We start from the raw sequence: 26144 nt of genomic DNA, 5'->3' as shown, positions 1-26144 counted from the left end.
TCATTCGGCCAGCACCGCCCTGAGCTGGTCCAGCGCCCACTCCAGATCCTCCTCGCTGATCACCAGGGGCGGGGCGATGCGGATGGTGGCGCCATGGGTGTCCTTGACCAGCACTCTGCGGTCCATGAGCCGCTCGGAGATCTGCCGCCCGGTGCCCCGTGACGGATGGATGTCCACCCCTGCCCACAGCCCCCGGCCACGCACCTGCTCAACTCCCCTTCCCACGAGCAGCCCCAGCTCCCGGTGGAGCAGCTCGCCCAGCGTGGCCGAGCGCCGCTGGAACTCCCCGGTCCGCACCATGGCGATGACCTCCAGGGCGATCGCGCAGGCGAGCGGGCTGCCGCCGAAGGTGGAGCCGTGCTCCCCGGGGCGGTGCACCCCGAGCACCTCGCCGGAGGACACCACCGCCGACACCGGTACCACCCCGCCGCCCAGCGCCTTGCCCAGCACATAGACATCGGGGACCACCCCCTCGTGCTCACAGGCGAAGGTGGTGCCGGTGCGTCCGAGGCCCGACTGGATCTCATCGGCGATGAACAGCACATTCCGCTCCCGGGTCAGCTCCCGGACCCCGGCCAGATAGCCGGGCGGCGGCACCACCACTCCGGCCTCGCCCTGGATCGGCTCCAGCAGCACGGCGACCGTCTCCTCGGGCGCGGCGTCGAGCGCCGCCTCCATCGCCGCCAGATCCCCGTACGGCACGATCGAGAACCCGGGGGTGAAGGGACCGTGGTCGGCACGGGCCTCCGGATCGGTGGAGCAGCTGATGAGGGTGATCGTCCGGCCGTGGAAGTTGTCCCTGGCGGCGATGATCCTGGCCCGGCCGTCCGGTACGCCCTTGATCCGGTAGCCCCATTTACGGGCGGTCTTGATGGCCGTCTCCATCGCCTCCGCCCCCGTGTTCATGGGCAGCACCATCTCCATGCCGCACAGCTCGGCCAGCTCGGAGCAGAAGGCGCCGAAGCGGTCGTGGTGGAACGCGCGGGAGGTGAGGGTGACCCGGTCCAGCTGCGCCTTGGCGGCCTCGATCAGCCGGCGGTTGCGATGCCCGAAGTTGAGCGCCGAGTATCCGGCGAGCAGATCGAGATACCGGCGGCCCTCGACATCGGTCATCCAGGCGCCTTCGGCGGACGCGACGACGACCGGCAGCGGATGGTAGTTGTGCGCGCCATGGGCCTCGGCGGCGGCGATGGCCCGCTCCGCGGAGCCTCCCGATCCCATCTTGTCCTCCTTGTCTCACTAGCTAGAGTGGGGGTGCGCACCGTGACTGGCGAGCCGAGCGTGGAACCGACCACGAGGAAGCGATGCGCGGCCTTAGCGCCACGAGGTGCCGCCCGCCTGGGCACCCCGGGACACGACCGGACCGTCACCGATCGCCCCGGAGGACTCGATGAGCCTGCCCCTTTCCCATCCCGCCCTGTCGGCCGCCGACCCTGAACTCGCCTCCCTCGTCGGCTCCGAGGAGCTGCTGCAGTCCGAAACCCTGCGCCTGATTCCGAGCGAGAACTATGTCTCCGCCGCCGTCCTGGAAGCCTCCGGGACGGTGCTGCAGAACAAGTACAGCGAGGGCTACGCCGGCCGCCGCTACTACGAGGGCCAGCAGATCATCGACCAGGTGGAGACCCTGGCGATCAACCGGGCCAAGGCCGTCTTCGGCACCGAGCACGCCAATGTGCAGCCCTACTCCGGCTCGCCCGCCAACCTCGCGGTCTATCTGGCCTTCGCCCAGCCCGGTGACACCGTGATGGGCATGTCACTGCCCATGGGCGGTCATCTCACCCACGGCTGGGGCGTCTCCGCCACCGGCACCTGGTTCCGCGGCGTCCGGTACGGGGTGCGCCAGGACACCGGCGCGATCGACTTCGACCAGGTGCGCGAGCTGGCCCTCGAGGAGCGGCCCAAGCTGATCTTCTGCGGTGGCACGGCGGTGCCCCGCACGATCGACTTCGCCGCCTTCGCGGAGATCGCCCGCGAGGTGGACGCGGTGCTCGTCGCCGATATCGCGCATATCGCCGGTCTGATCGCGGGCGGCGCCCACCCCTCGCCCGTTCCGTATGCCGATGTCATCTCCACCACCACTCATAAGACGCTCCGGGGTCCGCGCGGCGCGATGCTGATGGCGCGCGGGACCCATGCCAAGGCCATCGACAAGGCCGTTTTCCCCGGGCTGCAGGGCGGTCCGCACAACCAGACCACCGCCGCCATCGCGGTGGCCCTGCACGAGGCCGCCCAGCCCGCCTTCCGTGACTACGCCCATGCCGTGGTCGCCAACGCCAAGGCGCTCGCCGAGGAGCTGCTCGCCCGCGGCTTCGATCTGGTCTCCGGTGGCACCGACAACCATCTGATCCTGATGGACCTGACGCCCAAGGAGGTGCCGGGCAAGGTCGCGGCCAAGGCCCTGGACCAGGCCGGGATCGTGGTGAACTACAACACCGTCCCCTACGACCCGCGCAAGCCCTTCGACCCCTCCGGCATCCGGATCGGCACCCCCTCCCTCACCTCGCGCGGTCTGTCCACCGAGCACATGCCCGCCGTGGCCGACTGGATCGACCGCGGGGTGACCGCCGCGAAGAGCGGTGACCAGGGCGGCCTCATCAAGATCAGGGCCGAGGTGTCCGAGCTGATGGCGGGCTACCCGGCTCCCGGTCTGCCGACCGGCTGACGCCGCCCGCGGGCCCCTGCCCGGCCTCCAGGCCGGGCAGGGGCCGCCACCACTGCTCCTCCCGGATCCGGTCGTCGGCCACCGGCACCGGCAGGCCCACGATCCGGGCGAGCACCCGCTCGACCAGCGTCTCCCCGCCCTCCGGCGGCGCGCCGCCCTCCAAGGACTTGGCTCCCTCCAAGGACTTGGCTCCCTCCGGGGGCACGCCTGCCTCCGGGGGCACGCCGCCCGCCCGGGACACGCCGTGCCGCGACGGTCCGCCGGACGGCGGTATCTCCAACGCCCGCCCGAGCGCCCGCAGCTCTCCGGGCAGCCCTTCCTCGGCCATCTCCTTCGCCTCCCCACTCGGTCCCATCGGCCGTCCGTTGAGTTTCCTCGGCCGTCCACTGCCTCACATCGGCCGTCCAGCGCGTCCCATTGGCCATCCACCGCGTCTCATCGGCGGTCTCCGACGGCCCCAGCAGCCGCTCCAGCCGTCTCAGGGCGCGGCTCAGCCGTGATTTCACCGTGCCGCGCGGCCAGCCCAGCGCCTCCGCGGTCTCCCCCTCGTCCAGATCCAGCAGATAGCGGTAGATCACCACCCGCCGCTGCGGCTCGCTCAGCTCCTCCAGCGCGGCCAGCAGCCGCTCCCGCCGCTCGCCCGCCAGTGCCACGGCCGCCGGATCGGCGGACTCCGGTATCACCGGCTCGGCCCCGGCCAGCAGCGCTCCCTCCCGGTCCGCCGCCGTCCGCCTCCGGCGCGCCGAACGCACCGCGTTACTCGTCTCATGGGCGACGATCCGCAGCAGCCAGGGCCGGAACGCCGCCTCGCTCTCGAACCGCCCCAGCGCGAGATACGCCTTCACAAAGGCGTCCTGCACCACATCCTCGGCATCCGCGCCCGCCCCGAGCAGCCGGGCGGTGCGGTGCGCGATCGGCGCATGGGCCCGCACCAGCTCGGCATATGCCTCGGTGTCGCCGGCCAGCACCCGCGCGATGATCTGTGCTTCACGAGTCCTCACACCTTTCATACACCGGCGGACGGAGTCTGGTTCCACACCTGAGAGAATGGGTGCCATGGTCCTCGATCGTCCCCGTGCGCTCTCCGGTATCCAGCCCACCGCAGGTTCCTTCCACCTCGGCAACTACCTCGGTGCGATCCGGCAGTACGTCGCGCTGCAGGAGACCCACGACGCGTTCTACACCGTGGTCGACCTGCACGCGATCACCGTGCCGCAGGATCCGGCGGAGCTGCGCGCCAACAGCCGGCTCGCCGCCGCCCAGCTGCTCGCCTCCGGCCTGGACCCGGACCGCTGCACGCTCTTCATCCAGAGCCATGTGCCCGAGCACGCCCAGCTCGGGTGGGTGATGAACTGTCTCACCGGCTTCGGCGAGGCGTCCCGGATGACGCAGTTCAAGGACAAGTCGGCCAGGCACGGCGCCGACCGGGCCACCGTCGGCCTCTTCACCTATCCGATCCTGCAGGTCGCGGACATCCTGCTCTACCAGGCCAACCACGTGCCGGTCGGCGAGGACCAGCGCCAGCACATCGAGCTCACCCGGGATCTGGCCGACCGCTTCAACGGCCGCTTCGGCGAGACCTTCACCGTCCCCGAGGCGTACATCGTCAAGGAGACGGGGAAGATCTACGACCTCCAGGACCCGACGATCAAGATGAGCAAGTCGGCGTCCACGCCGAAGGGGATCGTCAGCCTCCTCGATGAGCCCAAGGTCTCGGCGAAGAAGATCAAGAGCGCGGTGACCGACCTCGAGACGGAGATCCGCTACGACGAGGAGAAGAAGCCGGGCGTCAGCAATCTGCTGACCATCTACTCCACCCTGACCGGCACCGCCATCCCGGAGTTGGAGAGCCGTTACGAGGGCAAGGGCTACGGCGCGCTCAAGACCGAGCTCTCCGAGGTGCTGGTCGAGTGGGTCACGCCGTTCCGCGAGCGGACCCAGGAATACCTCGCCGACCCCGCGACGTTGGACGGAATCCTGGCCAAGGGAGCCGAGAAGGCCCGAGCCGTCGCCGCCGAGACGCTGGCCGCCGCCTACGACAAGGTGGGCTTCCTGCCCCCCGCGCGCTGAGCGGCGCGTCGAGCGTCGTTCGCACCACCCGGTGAGCACGGCGCGCCCCGCGCACGTATGGGATACGGACCCGCGCGGACAGCGGAACGCACCGGTCCGGCCCCCTGACCAGGGGGCCTGTGGATGGGTGTGTGGAAGAACCGAGGAATCTAGCCGCGAAGGCGGCGCAGCCGCCACACTGACACGGGTGCAGCGGCCACAACTCAGCAGCCCGGGAGGGCCAGGAGGGAGAACGCAGTGGGGACCGTAACGCTCGGCGTTTCGATCGCGGTCCCGGAGCCGTACGGCAGCTTCCTCCAGGAGCGGCGCGCGGGCTTCGGGGACCCGGCCGCCCATGGCATCCCCACTCACGTCACCCTCTTGCCACCGACCGAGGTCGACGCCTCGGCACTGCCCGCCGTGGAGGACCATCTGGCGCGGGTCGCGGCCGAGGGGCGGCCGTTCCCGATGCGGCTGGAGGGCACCGGCACCTTCCGGCCGCTCTCGCCGGTCGTCTTCGTCAGGATCGTCGAGGGCGCGGAGGAGTGCGCGGTGCTGCAGGAGCGGATCCGGGTGGAGTCCGGGCCGTGCGCGCGGGAGCTGCAGTTCCCGTACCACCCGCATGTCACGATCGCCCACGGCATCGACGAGGGGGCGATGGACCGGGCGTTCGTCGAGCTCAAGGAGTACGAGGCCGCCTGGACGATCACCGGCTTCGCGCTGTACGAGCAGGGGGCGGACGGGGTCTGGCGGCTGGACCGCGAATATCCCTTCGGGGCGGATGAACAGCCGGGCGGTGGCTCGCCCGTGGTGCCCCGTCAGGCCGGTCTCTCGCGTCCGGCGGCGCCCCGCTAGGCGCGCCGCTGGGGTTCCGGTGGCGTTGGTCATCTGCGGGTCCGTCGTGGCTGGTCGCGCAGTTCCCCGCGCCCCTACCGGGGCCCGCTCAGGCGGGAGACGGACCGGGGCAGCAGGCGGCGTGCCGCCATCGTCAGCCGCAGCGCGCCCGGTGCCCAGATGATCGCGGCGCGCCGCCGCAGCCCCTCCTCGATGGCCTCGGCGACCGCCTGGGGCGTGGTGGCCAGCGGCGCGGGCCGCAGCCCGGCCGTGAGCTTCGTACGGACGAAGCCGGGGCGGACGACCATCACATGGACGCCCGTGCCGCGCAGCGCCTCGCCCAGCCCCTGCGCGAACGCGTCGAGACCGGCCTTGGCGGAGGCGTGGATGAAGTCGGTGCGGCGGACCCGTCCGGCGGCGGCCGAGGAGAGCACCACCAGCGAGCCGTGGCCCTGGCGGCGCATGGCGTTGGCGCAGATCAGGGCCGCGGAGACGGCGCCGGTGTAGTTGGTCTGGGCGACGCGGACCGCCGCCGGGTGATCGGTCTCGTCCCGCGCCTGGACGCCCAGGATGCCGAAGGCCAGCAGCACCAGATCGATGTCGCCCTCGGCGAAGACCTTGCCCAGGGTCACCTCGTGGGCCTCGGGCGCGAGCGCGTCGAAGGGCACCGTAAGGGTCTCGGCACCGAGGTCCCGCAGCTGCCGGGCGGCCGACTCCAGGGCGGGAGAGGGGCGGCCGGCCAGCCAGACCGTACGGGCGCGACGGCTGATCAGGCGGCGGACGGTCGCCAGGGCGATCTCGGACGTGCCGCCCAGGACGAGCACCGACTGCGGGGAACCGACTACGTCCTTCATGGGGTGAACGTATCCCCCGATGCGGGGCATATGGAGTGATTGTGTGCCCGTACTCACGGCCTCACCGAAAAGAGTGATGAGCGGAGCGGCTGTCCGGGGAACCCGGATATCCGTATCGCGCACCGGCGCGCCGAGGAGTGACTCCGCGCAGAAGGGTACTTGCTGATCATGGAATCGTTGACCCGGCTGCCCGTCGTCGGCCCCGCGATGGCCTGGCTGATGCGCACCCACGCCTGGCGTACCTACGAACGGCTGGACCGCGTCCACTGGACCCGGCTCGCCGCCGCGATCACGTTCACCAGCTTCATCGCCTTCTTCCCGCTCATCGCCGTCGGGGCGGCGATCGGCGCGGCGACGCTCAGCCAAGCGCAGATGGCCCAGTTGCAGAAGAAGATCGCCCAGCAGATCCCGGGTATCTCCGGCCAGCTCGACCTGGGCGCACTCGTCCAGAACGCCGCCACGATCGGAGTCGTCGCCGGCGCCCTGCTGCTGTTCACCGGCATCAGCTGGGTGGGCTCGCTGCGCGAGTGCCTGCGCGCGGTATGGGAGCTGGAGGAGGACCTCGGCAACCCGCTGGTGCGCAAGGTCAAGGACGCCTTCGTGCTGATCGGGCTGGGCGGTGTGGCGCTCGTGTCGTTCGCCGTGTCCGCCCTGGCCGCCACCGCCGTGGGCCGGATCGTCCGGCTCATCGGCATCCCCGAGAACGGGATCGGCGGCTGGCTGCTGCGGATCGCCGCGTTCGCCATCGCCGTCTGCGCCGACCTCGTGCTGCTGAGCTACGTCCTGACCTGGCTCCCCGGCGTGCAGCCGCCCCGCCGTACGGTCGTGGTCGCCGCGCTCATCGGCGCGATCGGCCTCGAACTGCTCAAGGTGCTGCTCAGCAGCTATCTGAAGGACGTGGCGGCCAAGAGCATGTACGGGGCCTTCGGGGTGCCCATCGCCCTGCTGCTGTGGATGAACTTCACCGCGAAACTCACGCTGTACTGCGCCGCCTGGACCGCCACCCCGCCCGCCGCCCAGGCCGAGCGCGAGGCCGAATGGGCGGCGGAGGCGGACAGGGCCCAGCTGTCCGACGCGGACAAAGCCGAGCCGTCCGGGCCGGACCAGGCCGAGCCGTTCGAGCCGGGCCGGACCCAGCCGTCCGAGCCGGAGGTCGAAAAGCCACGCGCCCGCAGGCCCGAAGGCCCGCAGGCGGCGGCGTGACGGCGACCGTAAGAGGGCCGGCTCGGCCGTAAGGGCTCGCTCAGTCGCGCGAGCGGCGCCGCACCAGCTCCGGCAGCGGCCAACGGCGGTGCACCCCGAAGGCCACCGCGCCCAGCAGCGCCAGTGAGCCGCCCGCGATGCCCACCGCGGTCCATGCCCCGCCGGAGCCCCCGTTGTCCGTGGAGACGGACGCCTGGGCGTGCTTGTGGCCGTCCTCGCCGCCGGCCGAGGGGTGGTTCGCGCCCGCCGCACCGGGGCGGACGAGGGTGCCGACCGGGTGCACCGAGCCCGCCGCCTTGAAGCCCCAGTCGAAGAGCCTCGCGGTCTCCTTGTAGACCTCGTTCGCCTCCTTCTCCTGCGGATTCATGACGGTGACCAGCAGCACCCGGCTTCCGCGCTGGGCGACCCCGGTGAAGGTGGCGCCCGCGTTCGTGGTGTTGCCGTTCTTGACCCCGGCGATGCCCTTGTAGGGCTCGACGCCGAAGCCGGTCAACAGCCGGTTGGTGTTCTGGATGCCGAAGCTGGAGCGCTTCTTCTTGCCCTTTTCGAACGTGCCGGGGAACTGCGCGGTCGCCGTCGAGCAGTACTCCCGGAAGTCCGCCTTCTGCAGCCCCGAACGGGCGAAGAGGGTCAGGTCGTACGCGCTGCTGACCTGGCCCTTCTCGTCGTAGCCGTCGGGTGTGACCACATGGGTGTCCCTGGCGTTCAGATGCTTCGCGTGTGCCTGCATGTCGCTTACGGTCGCCGGGACACCGCCGTTCATGGCCGACAGCACATGCACCGCGTCGTTGCCCGAGCGCAGGAAGACGCCGAGCCACAGGTCGTGGACCGAGTAGGTGTAGTTCTCCTTGACGCCGACCAGGCTGCTGCCTTCACCCATCCCCTCCAGGTCGGACAGCTGCACCTTGTGGGTCTTCGTCTTCGGCATCTTCGGCAGCAGCGTGTCCGCGAACAGCATCTTCAAGGTGGACGCGGGCGGGAGCTGCCAGTGGGCGTTGTGCGAGGCGAGCACATCACCGGACTCGGCGTCGGCCACCAGCCAGGACTTTCCGCTGAGCTCCTTGGGCAGCGCGGGCGCGCCCGCCTTGGGGTCCACCTGGGTGCCGGGGCGGCCGAGCCGCTTCCCGCCCACCGTGGACATACGGGCGGGCGGCTTGACCGCCTCGGTGGAGCCGCCCGGCTGATCGGCGGCGTGCGCCGGGGCGGCGGCGAGCGGCCCGCACAGCAGGAGGGCGGCGGCGGTGGCGGCCAGCGGCACGGCGGCGCGGCGGGCGGGGGTACGGCGACTGCTCGTGCGGGTGCTCTTGCCGGTGCTCTTACGGGTGCGGTCTCGGACGTGAGTGCTGGTGAAGGAAGGTGTGGGCACGGAGGTGAACGTACCTGGCGTCGCTGAGGAGAGCGACAGCGGCGCCGACGTATTGACGGCAGACCCCCGCGTGGAGGTATCCGGGGCCGTGCCCATACTGGATCCCATGAAGCTCAGCCGCCCCGTGTCCTGGTTCCTGCTCGCCTTCGGGGTCTGGAGCTGGGTCATCTGGTTCACCTTTGTCAAAAACTTGTGGAAGGACGCCAGCGGACTCGCCTTCGACGACTCCGGCGACCCCACCACGTACTTTTGGGTGCATCTGCTGCTCGCGATCACCTCGTTTCTCTTGGGGACGGCGATCGGGGTGATCGGGTTGCGTGGGGTGCGCGCTCTGCGTCGAAACGACGCCTCCGAGTAGCCGTTCCGGGCAGCCGTCGGGTAGTCGCTAGGGGAGGGGACCGGGGATGGTCGTGCTCTACGTCCTGATCGCGCTGGCCGTCATGGGTCTGCTGACCGGCGTCCACTGGTATGTGTGGCGGCGGCTGGTCGGCGACACGACGGCGCGCGGGGGGTGGGTGCGCCGTACGGGCACGACGGCGGCCTTCGTGCTGCCACTGATGAGCGTCGGCGCGGTGATCTCGGGCCGCGCGGGCGCGCCCTTCGCGCTCCAGCGCGTCCTGGCCTGGCCGGGCTACCTCTGGCTGGCCCTGCTCCTGTACCTGACCCTCGCCCTGCTCGTGGGCGAGGCGGTACGGCCCTTGCTGCGCGCATGGCTGAGCCGTCGTGACTCCGCCAAGTCCGCTGATGTGCGGTCGACCGAGGGCCCGGCGGCGGATGCGGATGCGGCTGCCGCCGCCGGGCGGAGACCGGATGCCGGTTCGGCCGTGACCGCCGACGAGACCGGCGCCGTCGGTCCCGCCCCGGCGGCCGTCCGCACGGAGGGCCGCGAGGGCGTGGCGGCCGGGGACGGCGCGGGCGGGGACGGCCCCGTCGGCGCCGTCGCGAGCAACGGCGGCGGTGGGGCGCTGGCATCCGAGGGGGCGTCGGGCGGGGTGCCGACGGCGCTCGCCGACGACAGCGGGGCCGCCGTGACGGTGGTGCCCGACGGCGGGGCCACAGCTCTGGCAAGCGACACGGTGGCGGCCAGAGACGGCGCGGGCTGGGCTGGCAGGGCGGCCGTGGACAGCCCGGTGGCCGCCTTGGACGGCCCCACGGGTCGGGCGTCGGCAGGCGCCGCGGGCCTGGTGAAGCACGCGGTCGGGGACGGCGAGGGCGCGGCTGTGGCGAGCGGAGCGGCGGCGGCCGGAAGCGTCTCGGGCGGGGCTGCGGAGGCCGCTGCGGACGGCGCGGCGCCCGCCGCCTCCCGGCGGCTGTTTGTCGCGCGGGCCGTGGCCGTCGGTGCCACGGCCGTGGCCGCCGGAACGGTGGGCTACGGGACGAACACCGTGCTGCGCGGGCCGCGGGTCAAGAGGATCACCGTGCCGCTCGCCAAGCTGCCGCGCCAGGCGCACGGCTTCCGGATCGCCGTCGTCAGCGATATCCACCTCGGACCGATCCTGGGCCGCGCCCACACCCAGCGGGTCGTCGAGGCGGTCAACCGCACCAACCCCGACCTCATCGCCGTCGTCGGCGACCTCGTGGACGGCAGCGTCGCGGACCTTGGCCCTGCCGCCGAGCCGCTGCGCGCGCTGCGCGCCCGTCACGGCAGCTACTTCGTCACGGGCAACCACGAGTACTACTCGGGCGCCGAGGAGTGGGTGGACCATGTGCGCGGGCTGGGCCTGCGTCCCCTGGAGAACGAGCACACCGAGCTGCCCGGCTTCGATCTCGCCGGGGTGAACGACGTAGCGGGCGAGAGCGAGGGGCAGGGCCCCGACTTCGGCAAGGCGCTCGGCGACCGCGACCGCTCGCGTGCCTCCGTGCTGCTCGCCCATCAGCCCGTGGTGATCCACGACGCGGTGAAGGCGGGCGTCGATCTCCAGTTGTCCGGCCACACCCACGGCGGTCAGGTGTGGCCCGGCACCTATGTGGCCGAGCTCGCCAACCCCACCGCCGCCGGTCTCGAGCGGTACGGCGACACCCAGCTCTATGTGACCCGCGGGGCGGGCGCCTGGGGCCCGCCGGTACGGGTCGGGGCGCCACCGGACGTCACCGTCGTGGAGCTGGCCTCGACCCGTACCTGAGCGCCTGAGCGCCCGCCATCCCGGCCCCACCCCGCATCAGCGCGAGTCGGCGGCGGACCGCTGAACCTCCGCCGAGCCGGTGGCACCGGTAGGCCCGCTGGGACCGACGGGACCCGTGCTGACCAGCGGACGGTCGAGGTCCCCCGCCGGTGCGTCGTCGACGGCCCGCGCCACCGCCACCGCGACCGGCTCCGACTCGGCGGCCTGCGCGGCGGCCCGTACGCCGCCACCCTGCGCGTCGGCCCGTTTGGCGCGGCGGTGCGGCAGCGGGGCGTTGCGTATGCCCGAGATACGGTCGTGCGGGGCCAGCCGGTCCGGGTGGCGCAGCGTCTTCCGTACGCAGGTGGCGGTCAGTGCGAACCCGGCCATCACCGCCAGCAGTTGGATGGGGCTCAGCGCCGTAAGGACCGCCGCCGCGCCCTGGGCGCCCGAGTCGCGGACGGTGGCGAACAGACCGGACGGCCACGGCTCGTGCAGCAGGGTCAGCATGGCCAGGAACAGCCCCGACAGGAACGGCATCACCAGCGCCCCGAGCAGCAGCGCGCGCAGCGTCAGCCGCCAGGGCACCAGCGGGCCCCCGTCGTCCGACACCAGCTTCAGCAGCAACAGCCGCTTTCCGGGGGTCGCGCCGGTCGCCAGCGGCAGGAGGATGAACCAGGCCACGAAGATTCCGACCGGTATCCATGAGGGGGCCGCGCCGCCCTGATAGGTCATCACGGCCGCGGCAAACACCGATGCGACGACATATCCGGCCACATCCACGACCAGCGCCGTAAGCCGCCGCCCGAAGGGCACCGGACGTGCCGCCAGCGCCCGCCCGTCCAGTGCCTCCAGGGCGGGCAGCATCCGCGCGACCGGTCCGGCCAGCAGCCAACCGACCACCGCACCCGCCGTGTTGACGATCAGGTCGTCCACGTCGAAGAGCCGGTACGGGCAGTTGTACAGGCCCCACACCCCGGTCCACTGCGTCAGCTCGAAGGACATCGAGACCACGAAGCCGATCCCGGCGGTGGCGCGCAGCGAGCGCCCGAAGTGGTAGCGCAGGAAGACACCGAGCGGCAGAAGCAGCAGCAGATTGAAGACGGTCCCGGCGACGGCGGGGTTCTGGAGGACGAGCGAGTTGAGCCCGACCTTGTGGTGGGCCTCTTTCCAGATGTCGCTGAAGGTGTTCCCGGGCATCCACTGCGGATGGGCCACGGGTGCGAACCGCTCGCACATGTCGCCGGTCTGTTTCGGCAGCGGCACGATCGTCATGCAGAAGGCGGTGAGCGAGTAGTAGAGGAAGCCGTACAGCGACAGCGTCCGCCCCCGGGACATCACGCCATGACGGCGGTACAGGACGACGGCTGTCGGCAGCAGCAGTAAGAGTGCCAGCAGCGGGAAGAGCGCGGCGGCGGTCTTGATCGGCAGAAGGTAGGCGGTGGCCATGCGCAGGACTATACGCCATGCGTATACATCGTGTGTATAGCCACCCGGCGTGCGCCGATACGACAAGGGCCCCGCCCCCGGAATCCGGGAAGCGGGGCCCTCGCCCACAAGCTCGGAGCCACAAGCTCCGAGCCAAAGGCAGGCTCAGAGCCCAAAGGCTCCGTGGCTCAGAAGCGGCGCGTGATCAAAGCGCGCTTGACCTCCTGAATGGCCTTGGTGACCTCGATGCCCCGCGGGCACGCCTCGGTGCAGTTGAAGGTGGTGCGGCAGCGCCAGACGCCGTCCTTGTCGTTCAGGATCTCCAGCCGCTGCTCACCGCCCTCGTCGCGGGAGTCGAAGATGAAGCGGTGCGCGTTGACGATCGCCGCCGGGCCGAAGTACTGGCCGTCGTTCCAGAACACCGGGCACGAGGAGGTGCACGCGGCGCACAGGATGCACTTGGTGGTGTCGTCGAACCGCTCGCGGTCCTCGGCGGACTGCAGCCGCTCACGCGTCGGCTCGTTGCCCGTCGTGATCAGGAAGGGCATCACATCGCGGTACGCCTGGAAGAACGGCTCCATGTCCACGATCAGGTCCTTGAGGACCGTGAGCCCCTTGATCGGCTCGACCGTGATGGGCTTCTCCGGGTTGATGTCCTTGATCAGCGTCTTGCAGGCCAGCCGGTTGCGGCCGTTGATCCGCATCGCGTCGGATCCGCAGATGCCGTGGGCGCAGGAGCGGCGGAAGGTCAGGGTGCCGTCCAGCTCCCACTTCACCTTGTGGAGACCGTCGAGGACGCGCTCCTTCGGGTCCATGTCGATCTGGAAGTCCTCCCAGACCGCCTGGTCCGAGACCTCCGGGTTGAAGCGCCGGATCCGGAAGGTGACGGTGATCAGGTGCGAGGCGGTGGCGTCGGCCGCCTCGGGGGCCTGGTCGGACTTCTCAAGGGTGGGGGTGCTCATCAGTACTTACGCTCCATCGGCTGGTAGCGGGTCTGCACGACCGGCTTGTAGTCGAGGCGGATGGACTCGGAGCCGTCCGCGCCCACCTCTCGGTACGCCATGGTGTGCCGCATGAAGTTGACGTCGTCGCGGTTCGGGTAGTCCTCGCGGTAGTGGCCGCCGCGCGACTCCTTGCGGGCCAGCGCCGAGATCGCCATGACCTCGGCCAGGTCGAGCAGGTTGCCCAGCTCGATGGCCTCCAGCAGATCGGTGTTGAACCGCTTGCCCTTGTCCTGGACGCTGACGTTCTTGAAGCGCGCCCGCAGGTGGCCGATCTCCTCGACGGCCTCCTTGAGCGTCTGCTCGGTGCGGAAGACCATGACGTTCTTGTCCATGGTCTCCTGCAGCGCCTTGCGGACCTCGGTGACCCGCTCGGTGCCGGTCGCGTCCCGCAGGTTCTCCACCTGGCTCTGGACGAACGCGGCCGGGTCCTCCGGAAGCTCGACGAAGTCGGCCCTGGCGGAGTACTCCGCGGCGGCGATGCCCGCCCGGCGGCCGAAGACGTTGATGTCGAGCAGCGAGTTGGTGCCCAGCCGGTTGGCGCCGTGCACCGAGACGCAGGCGACCTCGCCGGCCGCGTACAGGCCCGGGACGACGGTGTCGTTGTCCGCCAGCACCTCGCCCTGGACGTTGGTCGGGATGCCGCCCATCGTGTAGTGCGCGGTCGGCTGGATCGGGATCGGGTCCGTGTACGGCTCGATGCCCAGGTACGTCCGCGCGAACTCGGTGATGTCCGGCAGCTTGGCGTCGAGCTGCTCCGGCGGCAGGTGGGTCAGGTCCAGATAGACGTGGTCGCCCTCCGGACCGCAGCCGCGGCCCTCACGGATCTCCGTGTAGATGGACCGCGATACGACGTCTCGCGATGCCAGGTCCTTCATGACCGGCGCGTACTTCTCCATGAAGCGCTCGCCGTCCTTGTTGCGGAGGATGCCGCCCTCACCGCGGGCGCCCTCCGTCAGCAGGATGCCCATGCGCCAGATGCCGGTCGGGTGGAACTGGAAGAACTCCATGTCCTCCAGCGGCAGCCCGCGCCGGTAGGCGACCGCCTGGCCGTCACCGGTGAGGGTGTGCGCGTTGGAGGTCACCTTGAAGAACTTGCCGCAGCCGCCGGAGGCGAAGACGACGGCCTTCGCCTGGAAGACGTGCAGCTCACCGGTGGCCAGCTCGTAGGCGACCACACCGGCGGTGCGCTTGACCCCGTCGACCTCGGTCATCAGGAGGTCCAGGACGTAGAACTCGTTGAAGAACTCCACGCCCTCCTTGACGCAGTTCTGGTACAGCGTCTGGAGGATCATGTGGCCGGTGCGGTCCGAGGCGTAGCAGGACCGGCGGACCGGGGCCTCGCCGTGGTTACGGCTGTGGCCGCCGAAGCGGCGCTGGTCGATGGTGCCGTTCGGGGTGCGGTTGAACGGCAGGCCCATCTTCTCCAGGTCGAGGACGGAGTCGATGGCCTCCTTCGCCAGGATCTCGGCGGCGTCCTGGTCGACCAGGTAGTCACCGCCCTTGATCGTGTCGAAGGTGTGCCACTCCCAGTTGTCCTCCTCGACGTTGGCGAGGGCGGCGGCCATGCCGCCCTGTGCCGCGCCGGTGTGGGAGCGGGTCGGGTAGAGCTTGGTGAGCACCGCGGTGCGGCTGCGCTTGGTCGACTCGATGGCCGCGCGCATTCCGGCCCCGCCGGCGCCGACGATGACGGTGTCGTACTTATGGATCTTCATGAGTGGATACCTCAGCCCCGGGGCCTAGCGGATGTTCGGGTCGAAGGTGAAGATCACCAGAGTGCCGAGCACGATGGTGAATCCTGCCGCCGTGTAGAGCAGCGCCTTCAGCCACAGGCGGGTGGTGTCCCGCTCCGCGTAGTCGTTGATGATCGTGCGCAGGCCGTTCGCGCCGTGCAGCGTGGCGAGCCAGAGCATGATCAGATCCCATGTCTGCCAGAACGGCGAGGCCCAGCGGCCGGCCACGAAGGCGAAGCCGATCTTGGTGACACCGCCGTCCAGCACCAGCTGGATCAGCAGATGGCCCAGGACCAGGACGACCAGCAGGACGCCGGACAGGCGCATGAAGAGCCAGCCGTACATCTCGAAGTTCGTACGGGTCGCCCTGGGCGTCTTGCGGGTACGGGCCCGCGGCGGCTCGATGACCGGGGCCGGATGATCCACGTCGTACCCGGTGACCGGGTCGCTCGCGGGGGTGGTGGTCTCGGCGGACATGTGCGTCAGCTCCCGAACAGTTCGCGCAGCGTGTGCTGGAGGATCGGGTAGAAGGCGCCCGCCATCAGCACGACCCAGATACCGACGACGCCCCAGAGCATCTGGCGCTGGTACCTCGCTCCCTTGGACCAGAAGTCGACGGCGATGACGCGAAGGCCGTTGAGGGCGTGAAACAGGATGGCGGCCACGAGGCCGTACTCCATCAGGTTCACGACGGGATTCTTGTATGTGGCGACCACGTTGTCGTACGCCTCGGGCGAGACGCGGACCAGCGAGGTGTCCAGCACATGTACGAACAGGAAGAAGAAGATGAGGACGCCGGTGACTCGATGAGCCACCCAGGACCACATGCCTTCCCGGCCGCGATACAGCGTTCCAGCCGGCACGGAAAAACCCTCCGGAAGCGGATTTGGGGCCTGCCGGCTTCACGGTCGGTCGGGCCCGGCCGGGTACGGTCCACCGGCCCTGGCCATCGTACCGACGTGCTGTCGGCAGGTTCGTCCGGGGGGCTCAGGTGTGATCTATCAAGCACGAACGGGCGATCATGCGATACGGAACCCGGATACGTCCGGGGACCGGGAGGTGTTCGCGGCCAGCCGGACGAGCCTGCCGCGGGCGATGCGCCGCAGCTCCTCGGCGGTGTTGTCGCGCTCCCTCTCCCGCTCGTTGCCCAGCCGGTTCCGGATCCCGGTCAGCAGCCGGTCGAGCCGCTCCTCGGGCCGCAGACCATCCAGACAGATGACGAAAACGTGACCGAATCGACGCTCGTACGCATCGTGGGCGGCCCGGAGCGCGGTGTGGGCGGCCGGCGACCCCAGGCTCTCCGCGGGCGGCAGCTCATGGCCGACGACCGACTCGTCAGCGAGCGCCTCGTCCAGATCGGCCGGGGTGAGGTCGTAGCTGGCCTCGTCCCCGGCGGCCAGCAGCGCCTCCAGATCGGGGTACGGGCGGTGGGCCGCGATCAGCCGGGCCCAGCGGCGGCTGCCGCAACAGGCGAGCAGCGCGGCCTCGGCCGCGTCGGCGGTGGCGGCGTTGAGCCGGTCGAGGCGGGAGGCCGCGGCGCGGGACCTGGGCGTGGGCCTGGACCTGGACATGGACCTGGACAGCGTGGACTCCTCGGACACGCGGTGGACTCCTCTGGCACGCAGGGGACACGCATGGGAGCGGACGCCCAGGAGAAAGGACACCCGGGAGAAACGGACACCCGGGAGAGGCGCGGGAGACATGGCTGGGCGTATGAGCAGTACACGCTAACGATGCGGGGAGGTGGGTGTGCCGGGGGGAACGCGATATCACCCGAACGGGGACGTTTTACTGCATGCGGTGGACGGCATTCGGGGCGCAGGGTGTTTTTCGGCCCAGAATCGGCCGAATGCCCGAAGCGGGGAGGGCCTAAGGAGGTACACCGCCATGGGATTGCCGCTCAGAGCCACCAAGGCGTCCTGCGTCCGCGGTCTCATCGCGGGTGCCGTCGCCACCCTCGTCCTGGCGGCCCTCGGCTGTCAGCAGACGGGCGGTGGCCAGGGCCAGGCCGGCACCCGGTCCTCGCCGGCCCACTCCGCGCACGCCATGACCGCCACCTCGGCGCGGTCCCCCTCCGCCTCGCCCCACGGAACGGCGGCCTCCGCGCCGCCCCGCACCATCCCCTCCGTCCGCGACTTCACCCCGGCCACGGGCCCGGGCTGGCGGCCCGGCAGCGGCAGCCGGGTGGTGGCCGACCTCAATGGCCCGCTCGCCGACGAGGCCCGCACGATCGCCGCGGAACTGGGGCTGCGCACCGCCTCCGGCACCGCTCGCCGCGGTGATCTCTCCCTCGCCCTCGACCCGGGGCAGAGCGGTGGCGGCGAGGCGTACACGCTGACGGTCGGCGGTGGCCGCGCCCGGATCACCGGCCCGGCCGACGCGGGCGTCTTCTACGGCACCCGCACCGTGAAACAGGCCCTGCGCTCCGGCGGACGCCTCCCCGAAGGCGTGATCCACGACCGGCCCGGGCGCCCCCAGCGCGGCCTCAACCTGGACATCGCGCGCAAGTTCTTCACGGCCGGGTGGATCGAGGCCCGGATGCGCGAGATGGCCGACCTCAAGCTCAACCAGCTGGCCCTGCACTTCTCGGACGACCAGGGCTTCCGCATCCAGAGCACCAGCCACCCCGAGATCGTCTCGGCCCAGCACCTCACCAAGGCCCAGGTCCGGCAGATCGTCGCGCTCGGACAGCGGCTGCACATCACCGTCATCCCCGAGATCGACTCGCCGGGCCACCTCGGCGCCGTCATCAGGGCTCATCCGCAGCTCCAGCTGCGCAACGCGGGCGGCACCACGTTCCAGGGGTCGGTGGACATCTCCAATCCGGCCGCGGCCCGCATCGTCGATCAGCTCATGCGCGAGTACGCCCCGCTCTTCCCCGGCCGCTGGTGGCATCTGGGTGCCGATGAGTACCTCGCGCTGACTGTCAAGGACCCCCAGGCGTCGTTCCCGAAGCTGGTGGCCGCCGCGAAGGCGAAGTACGGCCCCAACGCCCGGGTGCAGGACCTGGTCACCGGCTGGCTGAACGACCGGGCCCGGCTCGCGCGGCAGCTCGGCAAGCAGCCCAAGGCGTGGAACGACGGCTTCTTCGCCGGCGGCGTCGTCAAGCCCGACAAGAACATCGAGGTCGAGTACTGGACGGGACGGCTGAAGGAGACGGCACGGCCGCCGCTGGAGTACCTGAAGGAGGGCCGCAAGGTGGTCAACCTCAACGACTCGTACCTCTACTACGTCCTCGGCGAGCCCGGCGGCTTCACCTACCCGACCGGCGAACGCATTTACGAGAGTTGGTCCCCCGCGGTACTGCGCAGTTCCACGCCCGTCGCCGACAAGTCCCTGACCGGACCGAACCGGATCCTCGGTGCCCGTTTCGCCATCTGGGGTGACCGGCCCGAGGCCCAGACGCCCGCACAGGTGGCCCAGGGCATCCGGCTGCCGCTCGCGGCGCTGGCCCAGCGGGTGTGGGACCCCGGGAAGCCGCCGCTGAGCTGGTCCGACTTCACCCGGCTCGCCGAGCGGCTCGGGGTCTGAGCGCGGGCCCGAGCGGGAGAGCAGCGGGAGAGCAGCGGGAGAAAAGAAGGACGGTCGGGGCCGCCACCCCCCACAGGAGAGGCCCCGACCGTCGATCAGGGAGAGCCCGCATGAGGCTCGCACCCCTTACAGCGTCGCACGCCTCGATTGCGTCACACCTCCCCTTGCGCGAAACCGGGGACTTCGCCCCGTGTCCAGGGTCCGTTCCGCTCTGGACTTGACCGGTCGGATGCCCGTAACGTGCAGGTCCGCGCTCTGGGCGCGGTCAGAGGCTTTATTTTCTCGCGTGGCCCGCAGCGGGTCACGTTCCCAGGGGGACTCAAAAGACCATGTATCCGTGTGGGAACTGCCGCGCTGTCGCCGTCGGCCCCGACGGGCGCTGTGCCGCATGCGGGACGTACCAGCAGCAGCTGCAGCCCTCCGCGCCGCAGCAGCCGTCCGTCCCGCCGCAGATGGCGCAGATGCCGCCGATGCCCGGCGGCTACCCGGCGGCCCCGCCCATGGGCCTGCCGACCGGCGGGGTCGATCTGCGGCGCGGGCTTTCCACCACGCTCGTCGCGCTGTTCGGCGTGGCGCTGCCGGCGCTCGTCTTCCTCTTCGTGGGGCGCTCCGGCCAGTACAGCGTGATCGGGGACATGCTGGACGCGGTCGAGGGCAAGTCCGTCTCGATCACCGAGGACGACCTCAACGACGCCGACGACCTCTTCACCACCGCGCAGGTCATCTACTCGCTGCTCACCGTCGCGATCGCCGTGGTCTGGGCGATCTGGTTCCGGCGGCTGCGGCTGAACGCCGAGGTCTTCGCGCCCGGCCAGCACCGCTTCAGCAGCGGCTGGGCGGCCGGTTCATGGTTCACCCCCGTCGTCAACTTCTGGTTCCCCAAGCAGATCGCCAACGACATCTGGCGCGCCAGTTCCCCGCAGGGGCCGCACGCCGTCAGCCGCGGTCTGCTCAACGGCTGGTGGGTCACCTGGATCGTCGCGCTGGTCACCAACGCCATCGGCGGCATCCGCTACAACCTGCTGCGGGGCAAGGTGGAGGCCGACGACTACGCCCCCTCTCGCTCCGAGGCGAAGAGCGACATCGAGAGCCTGCACTCCATCCTGGCCTTCGACATGTTCGCGATCGTGATCTTCATGGCCGCGGCGGTCCTCGCGCTGCTGCTGGTCCGGCAGATCACCGCGATGCAGGAGCAGCGCGCCTCGCTGTCCCCGCAGCTGGGCGGCCCGGCTCCGTACGGCATGCCGGCGCCGAACCCGTACGGCGCCCCGGGCCCCGGACCGGCCCCGTACGGCGCCCCGGCCCCCGGGCCCGGCCCGTACGGTGCCCCCCCGATGCCGCCGACCCCGCCACCCGGCCAGCCCGGTCAGCAGTACCCGCCCTACGGGCAGGGCTAGCCCGCGGCTACGCCGGAATCGACTGGACCACGGATTCTCCGAGTGGGGCAGGAAGAGAGCGTGCAGGCGGACGACGCGGAACTGACGGCCGCGGTACTCGCGGCGCAGGAAGGGGACGAGACCGCCTTCCGGACCGTCTACCGGTCCGTGCACCCTCGCCTCCTCGGTTATGTGCGCACGCTGGTCGGTGACGGAGACGCGGAGGACATCACCTCAGAAGCATGGCTGCAGATCGCCCGTGACCTGCAGCGCTTCAGCGGAGACGCCGACCGCTTCCGGGGCTGGGCGGCCCGGATAGCCCGCAATCGCGCACTGGACCACATACGGATGCGCGGCCGCCGCCCGGCCATCGGCGGCGACGAGTCGGAGCTGGAGTTCCGCGCGTCCGACGCGGACACGGCCGGTGAGGCGATGGAGGCCCTCGGCACCGGCCGGGCGCTCGGGCTGATCGCCCAGCTACCGCAGGACCAGGCCGAGGCGGTGGTGCTCCGGGTGGTCCTCGGCCTCGACGCCAAGAGCGCGGCCGCGGTGCTGGGCAAGCGGCCGGGGGCGGTGCGCACGGCCGCCCACCGGGGTTTGCGGCGGCTCGCCGACTTGATCGGCCCGGCGGCGGGGGGCGATCCGGCGGTGCTCGAGGGGATCCCGGGGCAACGCGAGTCACACGGCGGCGGCGCAACCAAGCCGGGTGCGGCGAAGTCTGCTGGTGTGACGGATTCATGCGCGCCAACGCAGAAGGACATGTGATGGCCGAAGACCACCGCTACAGCTGGCTGGATGACAGTGCCGCGGAGCGGTTGCTTCGCGGCGAACCGGTCGAGGGGCAGCCCGGGGCTCCCGACGGCCGGGGCGACGAGTCATATGCCGAAGCGGAGCGGTTGGCGGCCGTGCTCAGCGCCGTCGCCGGAGCGGGCCGCCCGGCGCCCCCCTCCGCCGGCGCGTCCGCGCTTCCGGGCGAGGAAGCGGCCATGGCCGCCTTCCGGGCCGCCCGTGTCGAGGTCGAGGCCGCAGCGGAAGCCGTCGCCGAGCCGGGTGTGGCCCGGCGGGCACAGCGGATCCGGCAGTTCAGAAAGAGACAGCCGCGACTGCGCCGCCCGCTGCGGGCGGGCATGATCGCGATGGTGGCCGGCTGTGCGCTGAGCGGTTTCGCGGTCGCGGCCGCGGCGGGTGTGCTGCCCACCCCGTTCGGGCCGAGTCACCACACTCCGGGCCCCTCGGTGAGCATGTCGGACGCCGGACCCGGCGGGGAATCCGCCCACCCGGAGATCTCCGAGGACGGCGGTACGACGGCGCCCGGTCCCAGTGGTTCAAGCGACAACGATGCCAGCGACGTGGGTTCGAACGGCGCCCAGGGCGGAACCGCCCCCTCCGATCCGGAGGACGGCGACAAGGGCAAGGACGGGAAGGCGAAGGACCCCTCGTCGAAGGGGAAGCACGGCACCCCGGGATGGGCCCTCCGCGTCTGCCCCCGTTACCTGGCCGCGGAGTTGGGGGGCGCGGACCTCGACGAGACGTCGCTGAAGAAGCTGACGAAGGCGGCCGGCAGCGCGTCCGCCATCCACGGCTACTGCACCCAGATCCTCGCCGACGACAGCACGGACACCCCGCGCAGCGACGACAGCACGGACAACAGCGGCACGGACAGCGGTTCGGACAATGGCGGCGGCATCGGGGACTCCGACGGGTCCGGCTCCGGTGACAGCGGCGGTTCGGGCGGCGGCGATTCCGGTGGCGATTCGGGAAAAGATGGCGGGGACGACACCACGGTCCCCCAGCCCCCGCCTCCGCCGAGCGACACCACCGGCACCACCGGCACGCCGACCGTCACCGCGACACCGGCGCCCGCAGATGACTCAACGGCGTCAACGGACCCCGTGACGCCCACGGAAACGGGTGCCGACTGAGACTCCGGCACCCAGGTGTGACGTTTTTTTCAGCGGTGACGCTGAAAGAAACGGGCCGACTGGTCATCGGCCGCGCGGGAGCCGAGGTTCCCCCCGTACCGACGGCTCCGCGCATTCGGCGCGGGCAGAGCACGTTCCCCCGGCTCTGCCCGCGCCGCCCCCTCTTTGCGCCTGAACCGGCGCCGCTCTCGCGGACCGGGTCCTCGCCGTCGGGGTTGCTCAATTGATGGTCGCGGCCTTACTTGTAAACCACGACCTTGTCGCCCGCCTTGACCTTCCCGAAGAGCGCAGCGATCTTCTTCTTGTCGCGGACGTTCACGCAGCCGTGCGAGGCGCCGCTGTAGCCGCGGGCGGCGAAGTCCGACGAGTAGTGCACCGCCTGGCCGCCGCTGAAGAACATCGCGTACGGCATCGGGGTGTGATAGATCGTCGACACATGGTCCCGGCTCTTGAAGTTGACCTGGAACAGCCCCTCCCGGGTCGGGGTGTACTCCGAGCCGAAGCGCACATCCATCGCCGACACCACCCGCCCGTTGACCATCCAGGCCAGGGTGCGGCTGGTCTTGCTGATGCACAGCACCCGGCCGGTCAGGCACCGCGGATCCGGCTTGGCCAGCGGAAGAGTGGTCGGCGGATAGAGCTGGTCGCGCGTGGGGGTCTTGGTCGCCGAGCGCAGTGAGGTCCAGGTGCGCCGGCTCACCGAGCCGGTGACCGAGAGGCCGTGGCCCCGCTGGTACGCGCTGACGGACGCCTGCGTGATCGTGCCGTAGTAGCCCGTCGGGTTCCGGTTGAAGAGGCCGAGCGCGCGCAGCCGCGCCTGGAGCTCGCGCACCCGGTCCCCGCTGGTGCCGACGGCGATCACGGGCGGGGCCACCCTCGGCGCGGTGCGCCGCGGTGTGACGGGCGTCGTGGTGCGCGGCGGCACCACGACCCGCTTGGGCTTGGGCTTGGCCTTGTGCGTGAACGTGCGGTGCGGCCGGGGGGTCTCCCGCGCGGGTGTGCTCGTACTGGCCCGGGCCTGCGGTCTCTCCTGCCCCCGGCCGTCCACGGTCGCTTCCCCCGCCCGGCACCCCGCGACCAGTGCCGCCGCCGTGGCCGTGGCCAGCGCTGTGCCGACCACCGCTGTCCGGTGCATCTGAACCCCCCACTCCCTGATCTTTTTGCTCTGAATGCTTCCCGAAGCTGCCAGGAGGCGAACATCGACGCATGCTGTGAGCAAGGCCCCGTACCGGGAGAACGCCCGGTATCAGCCACCAGGAGGCGTGGACCCATGGCGCGCGAGTCGGAGTCGGGATTCCCCGTCGAGCCGGTGTACGGGCCCGGCGCGCTCAGCGGCTGGGATCCGGCCGGGCGGCTGGGCGAGCCGGGGGAGTACCCCTTCACCCGCGGGGTCTATCCGACGATGTACACCGGCCGCCCCTGGACGATGCGGCAGTACGCGGGGTTCGGCACCGCCGACGAGTCCAACGCCCGCTACCGGCAGTTGATCGAGCACGGCACCACCGGACTGTCGGTGGCCTTCGACCTGCCGACCCAGATGGGCTACGACTCCGACGCCCCCCTCGCGCACGGCGAGGTCGGCAAGGTGGGCGTGGCCATCGACTCGGTCGAGGACATGCGGGTGCTGCTGGGCGCCATCCCGCTGGACCGGGTCTCGACCTCCATGACCATCAACGCGCCCGCGGCCCTGCTGCTGCTCCTCTACCAACTCGTGGCCGAGGAGCAGGGCGTGGCCGGGAGCCGGCTGACCGGCACCATCCAGAACGACATCCTCAAGGAGTACATCGCCCGCGGCACCTACATCTTTCCGCCCGGGCCCTCGCTGCGGCTGGTCGCGGACATCTTCAAGTACTGCAAGGCCGAGCTGCCGAGGTGGAACACCATCTCGATCTCCGGCTACCACATGGCGGAGGCCGGGGCCTCGCCCGCGCAGGAGATCGCCTTCACCCTGGCCGACGGCATCGAGTACGTCCGTACGGCCGTCGCGGCGGGGATGGACATCGACGACTTCGCGCCCCGGCTCTCCTTCTTCTTCGTCTCCCGCACCACACTGCTGGAGGAGGTCGCCAAGTTCCGCGCCGCGCGCCGGATCTGGGCGCGGGTGATGCGGGAGGAGTTCGGCGCCCGCGATCCGAAGTCCCAGATGCTGCGCTTCCACACTCAGACCGCGGGCGTCCAACTCACCGCCCAGCAGCCCGAGGTGAATCTCGTACGCGTCGCCGTCCAGGGCCTGGCCGCCGTGCTCGGCGGCACCCAGTCGCTGCACACCAACGCCTTCGACGAGGCCATCGCGCTCCCGACCGGCACCTCCGCCCGGCTGGCGCTGCGCACCCAGCAGGTGCTGGCGTACGAGACGGATGTGACGGCGACCGTGGACCCCTTCGCGGGCTCCTACGCCGTCGAGTCGCTGACCGACGCCGTCGAGGAGGCGGCCGTCGATCTGATGCGGCGGGTCGAGGACCTGGGCGGTGCGGTGGCCGCCATCGAGCGGAACTTCCAGAAGGAGGAGATCGAGCGCAGCGCCTACCGGATCGCCCAGGAGACGGACGCGGGCGAACGGGTGGTGGTCGGCGTCAACCGCTTCCAACTGGAGGAGGAGGCGCCGTACGAGCCGCTGCGGGTCGACCCGGAGATCGAGGCCCGGCAGCGCGACCGGCTCGCCCGGCTGCGCGCCGAACGCGACCGGTCGGCGGTGGGCGCGGCGCTGTCGTCCCTGCGGAAGGCCGCCGAGAGCGAGCCGGGCACGGCCAATGTGCTGTACCCGATGAAGGACGCGCTCGCGGCGCGGGCCACGCTTGGCGAGGTGTGCGACGCGTTGCGGGAGGTGTGGGGGACGTACAAGCCGGTGGACGCGTTCTGAGGCGGCCGGAGTCGATCCGGAGTCGATCCGGAGTCGGTCCGGGGCCGGTCCGGGCCGGGTTGTCAGGGGGGTGGGTGACACTGGAGCCATGTCGTCGTCACCCCGCCGCGCCTGCCCGGTCTGCACCCGTGAGATCGCGGTCGTCGGTGGGCGCTTCGCCCGCCATGACCCGCCGGGGCGGCGCTCCGCCCTCGAGCTGATCTCCTGCCCCGGTTCGCGGCGGATCGCGCCGCTGCTCACCACCCCGCCAAAGCTCTTCGGAGAGGACGAGCCGCCGACCCCGGGCCAGCAGTCGCTGTTCTAGCCCGCGGCGGGCCGACATGCGGCTCCGCCGCGGGCTTGGGGTGTCCGGGGCTCTGCCCCGGACACGGGGTCCAGGGGCGGAGCCCCTGGTTGCGGGAAGGGGCGGGTAGGGGAAAGACCCGCCGGGCCTACCGCTCGCGCTACGCCGCGCCCACCAGCCGGGAGGCGAGCGTCACCCCCGGGCCGGCGTCCGTCAGCGCCTCCATGAGCTGGTCACCGGCTGCCTTCAGCGCCGTGTCGTCCATCGGGCCCAGCGCGTCCAGCACGAACATCGCCCGCGTGGTCTCGTGCGTGAGCCGGGTGCGGGTGCATTGGCGCCAGTTCCAGCGGCGGCAGGTGACGCCCGCCTCGTCCCGCCACACGACCTCGCCGGGGGCCGGGTGCTCCACCACGGGCTCGCCCCCGGCCGTCGTCTCGAAGGTCTCGTCGCCCTCGGCGCGCACGAGCCGGGCCGCGCCCACGTAGTGGTCGAGGTCCTCGCCGCCCAGGGGGATCACATGCGCGACCGAGATCGCGTTGTAGATGTCGGTCAGCCGGTCCACCCGGGGCAGCCCGGCGGGCGCCCGCCGCAGCAGCGCCTCCGCGCTGGGCCGGGTGCGCTGGGGCTTCGCCCCGAAGGCGCGGAACGCCTCCCGCCAGGCGGCCAGGTGCGGATGCTCCTCCACCGGCCCGTCCCCGAACCGCTCCCGCGCCGCCAGCTCGGCGTCGGCCAGCAGCCGCTCGCTCAGCTCGTCGCTCGGCCCGGGACGCAGCCCCTCGGCGGTGATGAGCAGCGCCCGGTAATCGGGGCGCAGGGTGTGCACGGCGGGGTCGATGGCTGCTGAGTCCAGCCAGCCTGCGGCGTCGTTCGTCATGCGGTCCACTATGACATACGGCGTGGTGCACTGTGATGTACGAGCGCTGGGGTCACCCCGTGCGGG

23 protein-coding genes, 1 pseudogene and 1 riboswitch are annotated in these 26144 nt (G+C 71.2%); of the genes and pseudogenes, 12 read left to right on the top strand and 12 right to left on the bottom strand.

Annotation, left to right across the window (positions count from 1 at the left end; translation table 11 throughout):
- On the bottom strand, positions 1-1221 hold the full coding sequence (rocD, locus tag CGL27_RS21525) for an ornithine--oxo-acid transaminase (RefSeq protein WP_119989377.1): 1221 nt from the start codon (positions 1219-1221) through the stop codon (positions 1-3).
- Between the two features lie 32 nt (positions 1222-1253).
- A riboswitch (ZMP/ZTP riboswitch) is annotated at positions 1254-1351 on the top strand.
- A 39-nt stretch (positions 1352-1390) separates the two neighbouring features.
- On the opposite strand from rocD, the gene glyA reads away from it, so the two are divergent.
- Complete coding sequence (gene glyA, locus CGL27_RS21520) at positions 1391-2662, top strand: serine hydroxymethyltransferase (protein ID WP_119994482.1); 1272 nt, start codon at positions 1391-1393, stop codon at positions 2660-2662.
- Between the two features lie 458 nt (positions 2663-3120).
- On the opposite strand, the pseudogene CGL27_RS52160 reads toward glyA, so the two are convergent.
- Positions 3121-3672, bottom strand: a pseudogene (locus CGL27_RS52160) (RNA polymerase sigma factor); the annotation flags it as partial.
- A gap of 46 nt (positions 3673-3718) precedes the next feature.
- Between CGL27_RS52160 and trpS the strand changes: the two are divergent.
- Both trpS and CGL27_RS21505 read left to right on the top strand, forming a co-directional pair.
- A complete protein-coding gene (gene trpS / locus CGL27_RS21510) occupies positions 3719-4732 on the top strand; it encodes a tryptophan--tRNA ligase (RefSeq protein ID WP_119989375.1) in 1014 nt (337 codons plus the stop codon).
- Between the two features lie 237 nt (positions 4733-4969).
- Positions 4970-5566: a 2'-5' RNA ligase family protein gene (locus CGL27_RS21505; protein WP_119989374.1), complete on the top strand. Its 597-nt coding sequence runs from the start codon at positions 4970-4972 to the stop codon at positions 5564-5566.
- Positions 5567-5640: 74 nt separating this feature from the next.
- Here the strand turns inward: CGL27_RS21505 and CGL27_RS21500 are convergent, their stop codons facing one another.
- Positions 5641-6399 (bottom strand): SDR family NAD(P)-dependent oxidoreductase, encoded by a 759-nt coding sequence (locus CGL27_RS21500; RefSeq protein ID WP_119989372.1) that lies wholly within the window; start codon positions 6397-6399, stop codon positions 5641-5643.
- Between the two features lie 168 nt (positions 6400-6567).
- On the opposite strand from CGL27_RS21500, the gene CGL27_RS21495 reads away from it, so the two are divergent.
- Positions 6568-7602: a YihY/virulence factor BrkB family protein gene (locus CGL27_RS21495; RefSeq protein WP_240450584.1), complete on the top strand. Its 1035-nt coding sequence runs from the start codon at positions 6568-6570 to the stop codon at positions 7600-7602.
- 40 nt (positions 7603-7642) lie between these two features.
- On the opposite strand, the gene CGL27_RS21490 is transcribed toward CGL27_RS21495, so the two are convergent.
- Positions 7643-9136, bottom strand: a complete 1494-nt coding sequence (locus CGL27_RS21490; RefSeq protein WP_240450583.1) for a D-alanyl-D-alanine carboxypeptidase — start codon at positions 9134-9136, stop codon at positions 7643-7645.
- Between CGL27_RS21490 and CGL27_RS52155 the strand changes: the two genes are divergently transcribed.
- The gene (locus tag CGL27_RS52155) at positions 9075-9326 is read left to right on the top strand and encodes a hypothetical protein (protein WP_043241427.1); all 252 of its coding nucleotides are present in this window, start codon (positions 9075-9077) and stop codon (positions 9324-9326) included. The two genes, CGL27_RS21490 and CGL27_RS52155, sit on opposite strands and share 62 nt — an antisense overlap.
- A gap of 46 nt (positions 9327-9372) precedes the next feature.
- Positions 9373-11091, top strand: a complete 1719-nt coding sequence (locus tag CGL27_RS21485) for a metallophosphoesterase (RefSeq protein ID WP_205587727.1) — start codon at positions 9373-9375, stop codon at positions 11089-11091.
- Positions 11092-11127: 36 nt separating this feature from the next.
- Here CGL27_RS21485 and CGL27_RS21480 read toward each other — a convergent pair whose 3' ends face one another.
- The 6 genes from CGL27_RS21480 to CGL27_RS21455 all read right to left on the bottom strand — a co-directional run bounded on the left by CGL27_RS21480 (position 11128) and on the right by CGL27_RS21455 (position 16803).
- On the bottom strand, positions 11128-12519 hold the full coding sequence (locus CGL27_RS21480) for a VanZ family protein (protein WP_119989366.1): 1392 nt from the start codon (positions 12517-12519) through the stop codon (positions 11128-11130).
- Between the two features lie 167 nt (positions 12520-12686).
- A complete protein-coding gene (locus tag CGL27_RS21475) occupies positions 12687-13460 on the bottom strand; it encodes a succinate dehydrogenase iron-sulfur subunit (RefSeq protein WP_119989364.1) in 774 nt (257 codons plus the stop codon).
- On the bottom strand, positions 13460-15214 hold the full coding sequence (gene sdhA, locus CGL27_RS21470) for a succinate dehydrogenase flavoprotein subunit (RefSeq protein WP_078641976.1): 1755 nt from the start codon (positions 15212-15214) through the stop codon (positions 13460-13462). The genes CGL27_RS21475 and sdhA overlap by 1 nt, the downstream gene beginning before the upstream one ends.
- Before the next feature lie 24 nt (positions 15215-15238).
- Positions 15239-15709, bottom strand: a complete 471-nt coding sequence (locus CGL27_RS21465) for a succinate dehydrogenase hydrophobic membrane anchor subunit (RefSeq protein ID WP_078641975.1) — start codon at positions 15707-15709, stop codon at positions 15239-15241.
- Positions 15710-15714: 5 nt separating this feature from the next.
- On the bottom strand, positions 15715-16095 hold the full coding sequence (gene sdhC, locus CGL27_RS21460) for a succinate dehydrogenase, cytochrome b556 subunit (protein WP_014061379.1): 381 nt from the start codon (positions 16093-16095) through the stop codon (positions 15715-15717).
- A gap of 156 nt (positions 16096-16251) precedes the next feature.
- Positions 16252-16803, bottom strand: a complete 552-nt coding sequence (locus CGL27_RS21455) for a 2-oxo-4-hydroxy-4-carboxy-5-ureidoimidazoline decarboxylase (protein WP_078647469.1) — start codon at positions 16801-16803, stop codon at positions 16252-16254.
- A gap of 316 nt (positions 16804-17119) precedes the next feature.
- Between CGL27_RS21455 and CGL27_RS21450 the strand changes: the two genes are divergently transcribed.
- The 4 genes from CGL27_RS21450 to CGL27_RS21435 all read left to right on the top strand — a co-directional run bounded on the left by CGL27_RS21450 (position 17120) and on the right by CGL27_RS21435 (position 22061).
- Positions 17120-18763, top strand: coding sequence for a glycoside hydrolase family 20 protein (locus CGL27_RS21450; protein ID WP_119989362.1), 1644 nt, complete (start codon positions 17120-17122; stop codon positions 18761-18763).
- Between the two features lie 329 nt (positions 18764-19092).
- Complete coding sequence (locus tag CGL27_RS21445) at positions 19093-20160, top strand: DUF4328 domain-containing protein (protein WP_119989360.1); 1068 nt, start codon at positions 19093-19095, stop codon at positions 20158-20160.
- Between the two features lie 60 nt (positions 20161-20220).
- The gene (locus CGL27_RS21440; RefSeq protein ID WP_078641972.1) at positions 20221-20904 is read left to right on the top strand and encodes an RNA polymerase sigma factor; all 684 of its coding nucleotides are present in this window, start codon (positions 20221-20223) and stop codon (positions 20902-20904) included.
- Complete coding sequence (locus CGL27_RS21435) at positions 20904-22061, top strand: hypothetical protein (RefSeq protein WP_119989358.1); 1158 nt, start codon at positions 20904-20906, stop codon at positions 22059-22061. Before CGL27_RS21440 ends, CGL27_RS21435 begins: the two co-directional genes overlap by 1 nt.
- A 238-nt stretch (positions 22062-22299) precedes the next feature.
- On the opposite strand, the gene CGL27_RS21430 is transcribed toward CGL27_RS21435, so the two are convergent.
- Complete coding sequence (locus tag CGL27_RS21430; protein WP_078641970.1) at positions 22300-23196, bottom strand: L,D-transpeptidase family protein; 897 nt, start codon at positions 23194-23196, stop codon at positions 22300-22302.
- A gap of 135 nt (positions 23197-23331) precedes the next feature.
- Between CGL27_RS21430 and CGL27_RS21425 the strand changes: the two genes are divergently transcribed.
- The gene (locus CGL27_RS21425) at positions 23332-24921 is read left to right on the top strand and encodes a methylmalonyl-CoA mutase family protein (RefSeq protein ID WP_119989356.1); all 1590 of its coding nucleotides are present in this window, start codon (positions 23332-23334) and stop codon (positions 24919-24921) included.
- An 88-nt stretch (positions 24922-25009) separates the two neighbouring features.
- Complete coding sequence (locus CGL27_RS21420; protein ID WP_043237345.1) at positions 25010-25225, top strand: hypothetical protein; 216 nt, start codon at positions 25010-25012, stop codon at positions 25223-25225.
- Positions 25226-25364: 139 nt separating this feature from the next.
- Here CGL27_RS21420 and CGL27_RS21415 read toward each other — a convergent pair whose 3' ends face one another.
- On the bottom strand, positions 25365-26078 hold the full coding sequence (locus CGL27_RS21415; protein ID WP_119989355.1) for a phenylalanine--tRNA ligase beta subunit-related protein: 714 nt from the start codon (positions 26076-26078) through the stop codon (positions 25365-25367).
- Between the last annotated feature and the right edge of the window lie 66 nt (positions 26079-26144).

Source organism: Streptomyces sp. 11-1-2, from assembly GCF_003595545.1.
Lineage (GTDB): Bacteria > Actinomycetota > Actinomycetes > Streptomycetales > Streptomycetaceae > Streptomyces > Streptomyces hygroscopicus_B.
This window is presented reverse-complemented; position numbering and strand designations above follow the sequence as displayed.

Excerpts from the sequence above, each read along its gene's own strand:
- rocD (WP_119989377.1), bottom strand. The coding sequence starts at position 1,221 with ATGGGATCGGGAGGCTCCGCGGAGCGGGCCATCGCCGCCGCCGAGGCC.
- glyA (WP_119994482.1), top strand. The coding sequence starts at position 1,391 with ATGAGCCTGCCCCTTTCCCATCCCGCCCTGTCGGCCGCCGACCCTGAA.
- trpS (WP_119989375.1), top strand. The coding sequence starts at position 3,719 with ATGGTCCTCGATCGTCCCCGTGCGCTCTCCGGTATCCAGCCCACCGCA.
- CGL27_RS21500 (WP_119989372.1), bottom strand. The coding sequence starts at position 6,399 with ATGAAGGACGTAGTCGGTTCCCCGCAGTCGGTGCTCGTCCTGGGCGGC.
- CGL27_RS21495 (WP_240450584.1), top strand. The coding sequence starts at position 6,568 with ATGGAATCGTTGACCCGGCTGCCCGTCGTCGGCCCCGCGATGGCCTGG.
- CGL27_RS52155 (WP_043241427.1), top strand. The coding sequence starts at position 9,075 with ATGAAGCTCAGCCGCCCCGTGTCCTGGTTCCTGCTCGCCTTCGGGGTC.
- CGL27_RS21490 (WP_240450583.1), bottom strand. The coding sequence starts at position 9,136 with ATGACCCAGCTCCAGACCCCGAAGGCGAGCAGGAACCAGGACACGGGG.
- CGL27_RS21485 (WP_205587727.1), top strand. The coding sequence starts at position 9,373 with ATGGTCGTGCTCTACGTCCTGATCGCGCTGGCCGTCATGGGTCTGCTG.
- CGL27_RS21480 (WP_119989366.1), bottom strand. The coding sequence starts at position 12,519 with ATGGCCACCGCCTACCTTCTGCCGATCAAGACCGCCGCCGCGCTCTTC.
- CGL27_RS21475 (WP_119989364.1), bottom strand. The coding sequence starts at position 13,460 with ATGAGCACCCCCACCCTTGAGAAGTCCGACCAGGCCCCCGAGGCGGCC.
- sdhA (WP_078641976.1), bottom strand. The coding sequence starts at position 15,214 with ATGAAGATCCATAAGTACGACACCGTCATCGTCGGCGCCGGCGGGGCC.
- CGL27_RS21465 (WP_078641975.1), bottom strand. The coding sequence starts at position 15,709 with ATGTCCGCCGAGACCACCACCCCCGCGAGCGACCCGGTCACCGGGTAC.
- CGL27_RS21455 (WP_078647469.1), bottom strand. The coding sequence starts at position 16,803 with ATGTCCAGGTCCAGGCCCACGCCCAGGTCCCGCGCCGCGGCCTCCCGC.
- CGL27_RS21450 (WP_119989362.1), top strand. The coding sequence starts at position 17,120 with ATGGGATTGCCGCTCAGAGCCACCAAGGCGTCCTGCGTCCGCGGTCTC.
- CGL27_RS21445 (WP_119989360.1), top strand. The coding sequence starts at position 19,093 with ATGTATCCGTGTGGGAACTGCCGCGCTGTCGCCGTCGGCCCCGACGGG.
- CGL27_RS21435 (WP_119989358.1), top strand. The coding sequence starts at position 20,904 with ATGGCCGAAGACCACCGCTACAGCTGGCTGGATGACAGTGCCGCGGAG.
- CGL27_RS21430 (WP_078641970.1), bottom strand. The coding sequence starts at position 23,196 with ATGCACCGGACAGCGGTGGTCGGCACAGCGCTGGCCACGGCCACGGCG.
- CGL27_RS21425 (WP_119989356.1), top strand. The coding sequence starts at position 23,332 with ATGGCGCGCGAGTCGGAGTCGGGATTCCCCGTCGAGCCGGTGTACGGG.
- CGL27_RS21420 (WP_043237345.1), top strand. The coding sequence starts at position 25,010 with ATGTCGTCGTCACCCCGCCGCGCCTGCCCGGTCTGCACCCGTGAGATC.
- CGL27_RS21415 (WP_119989355.1), bottom strand. The coding sequence starts at position 26,078 with ATGACGAACGACGCCGCAGGCTGGCTGGACTCAGCAGCCATCGACCCC.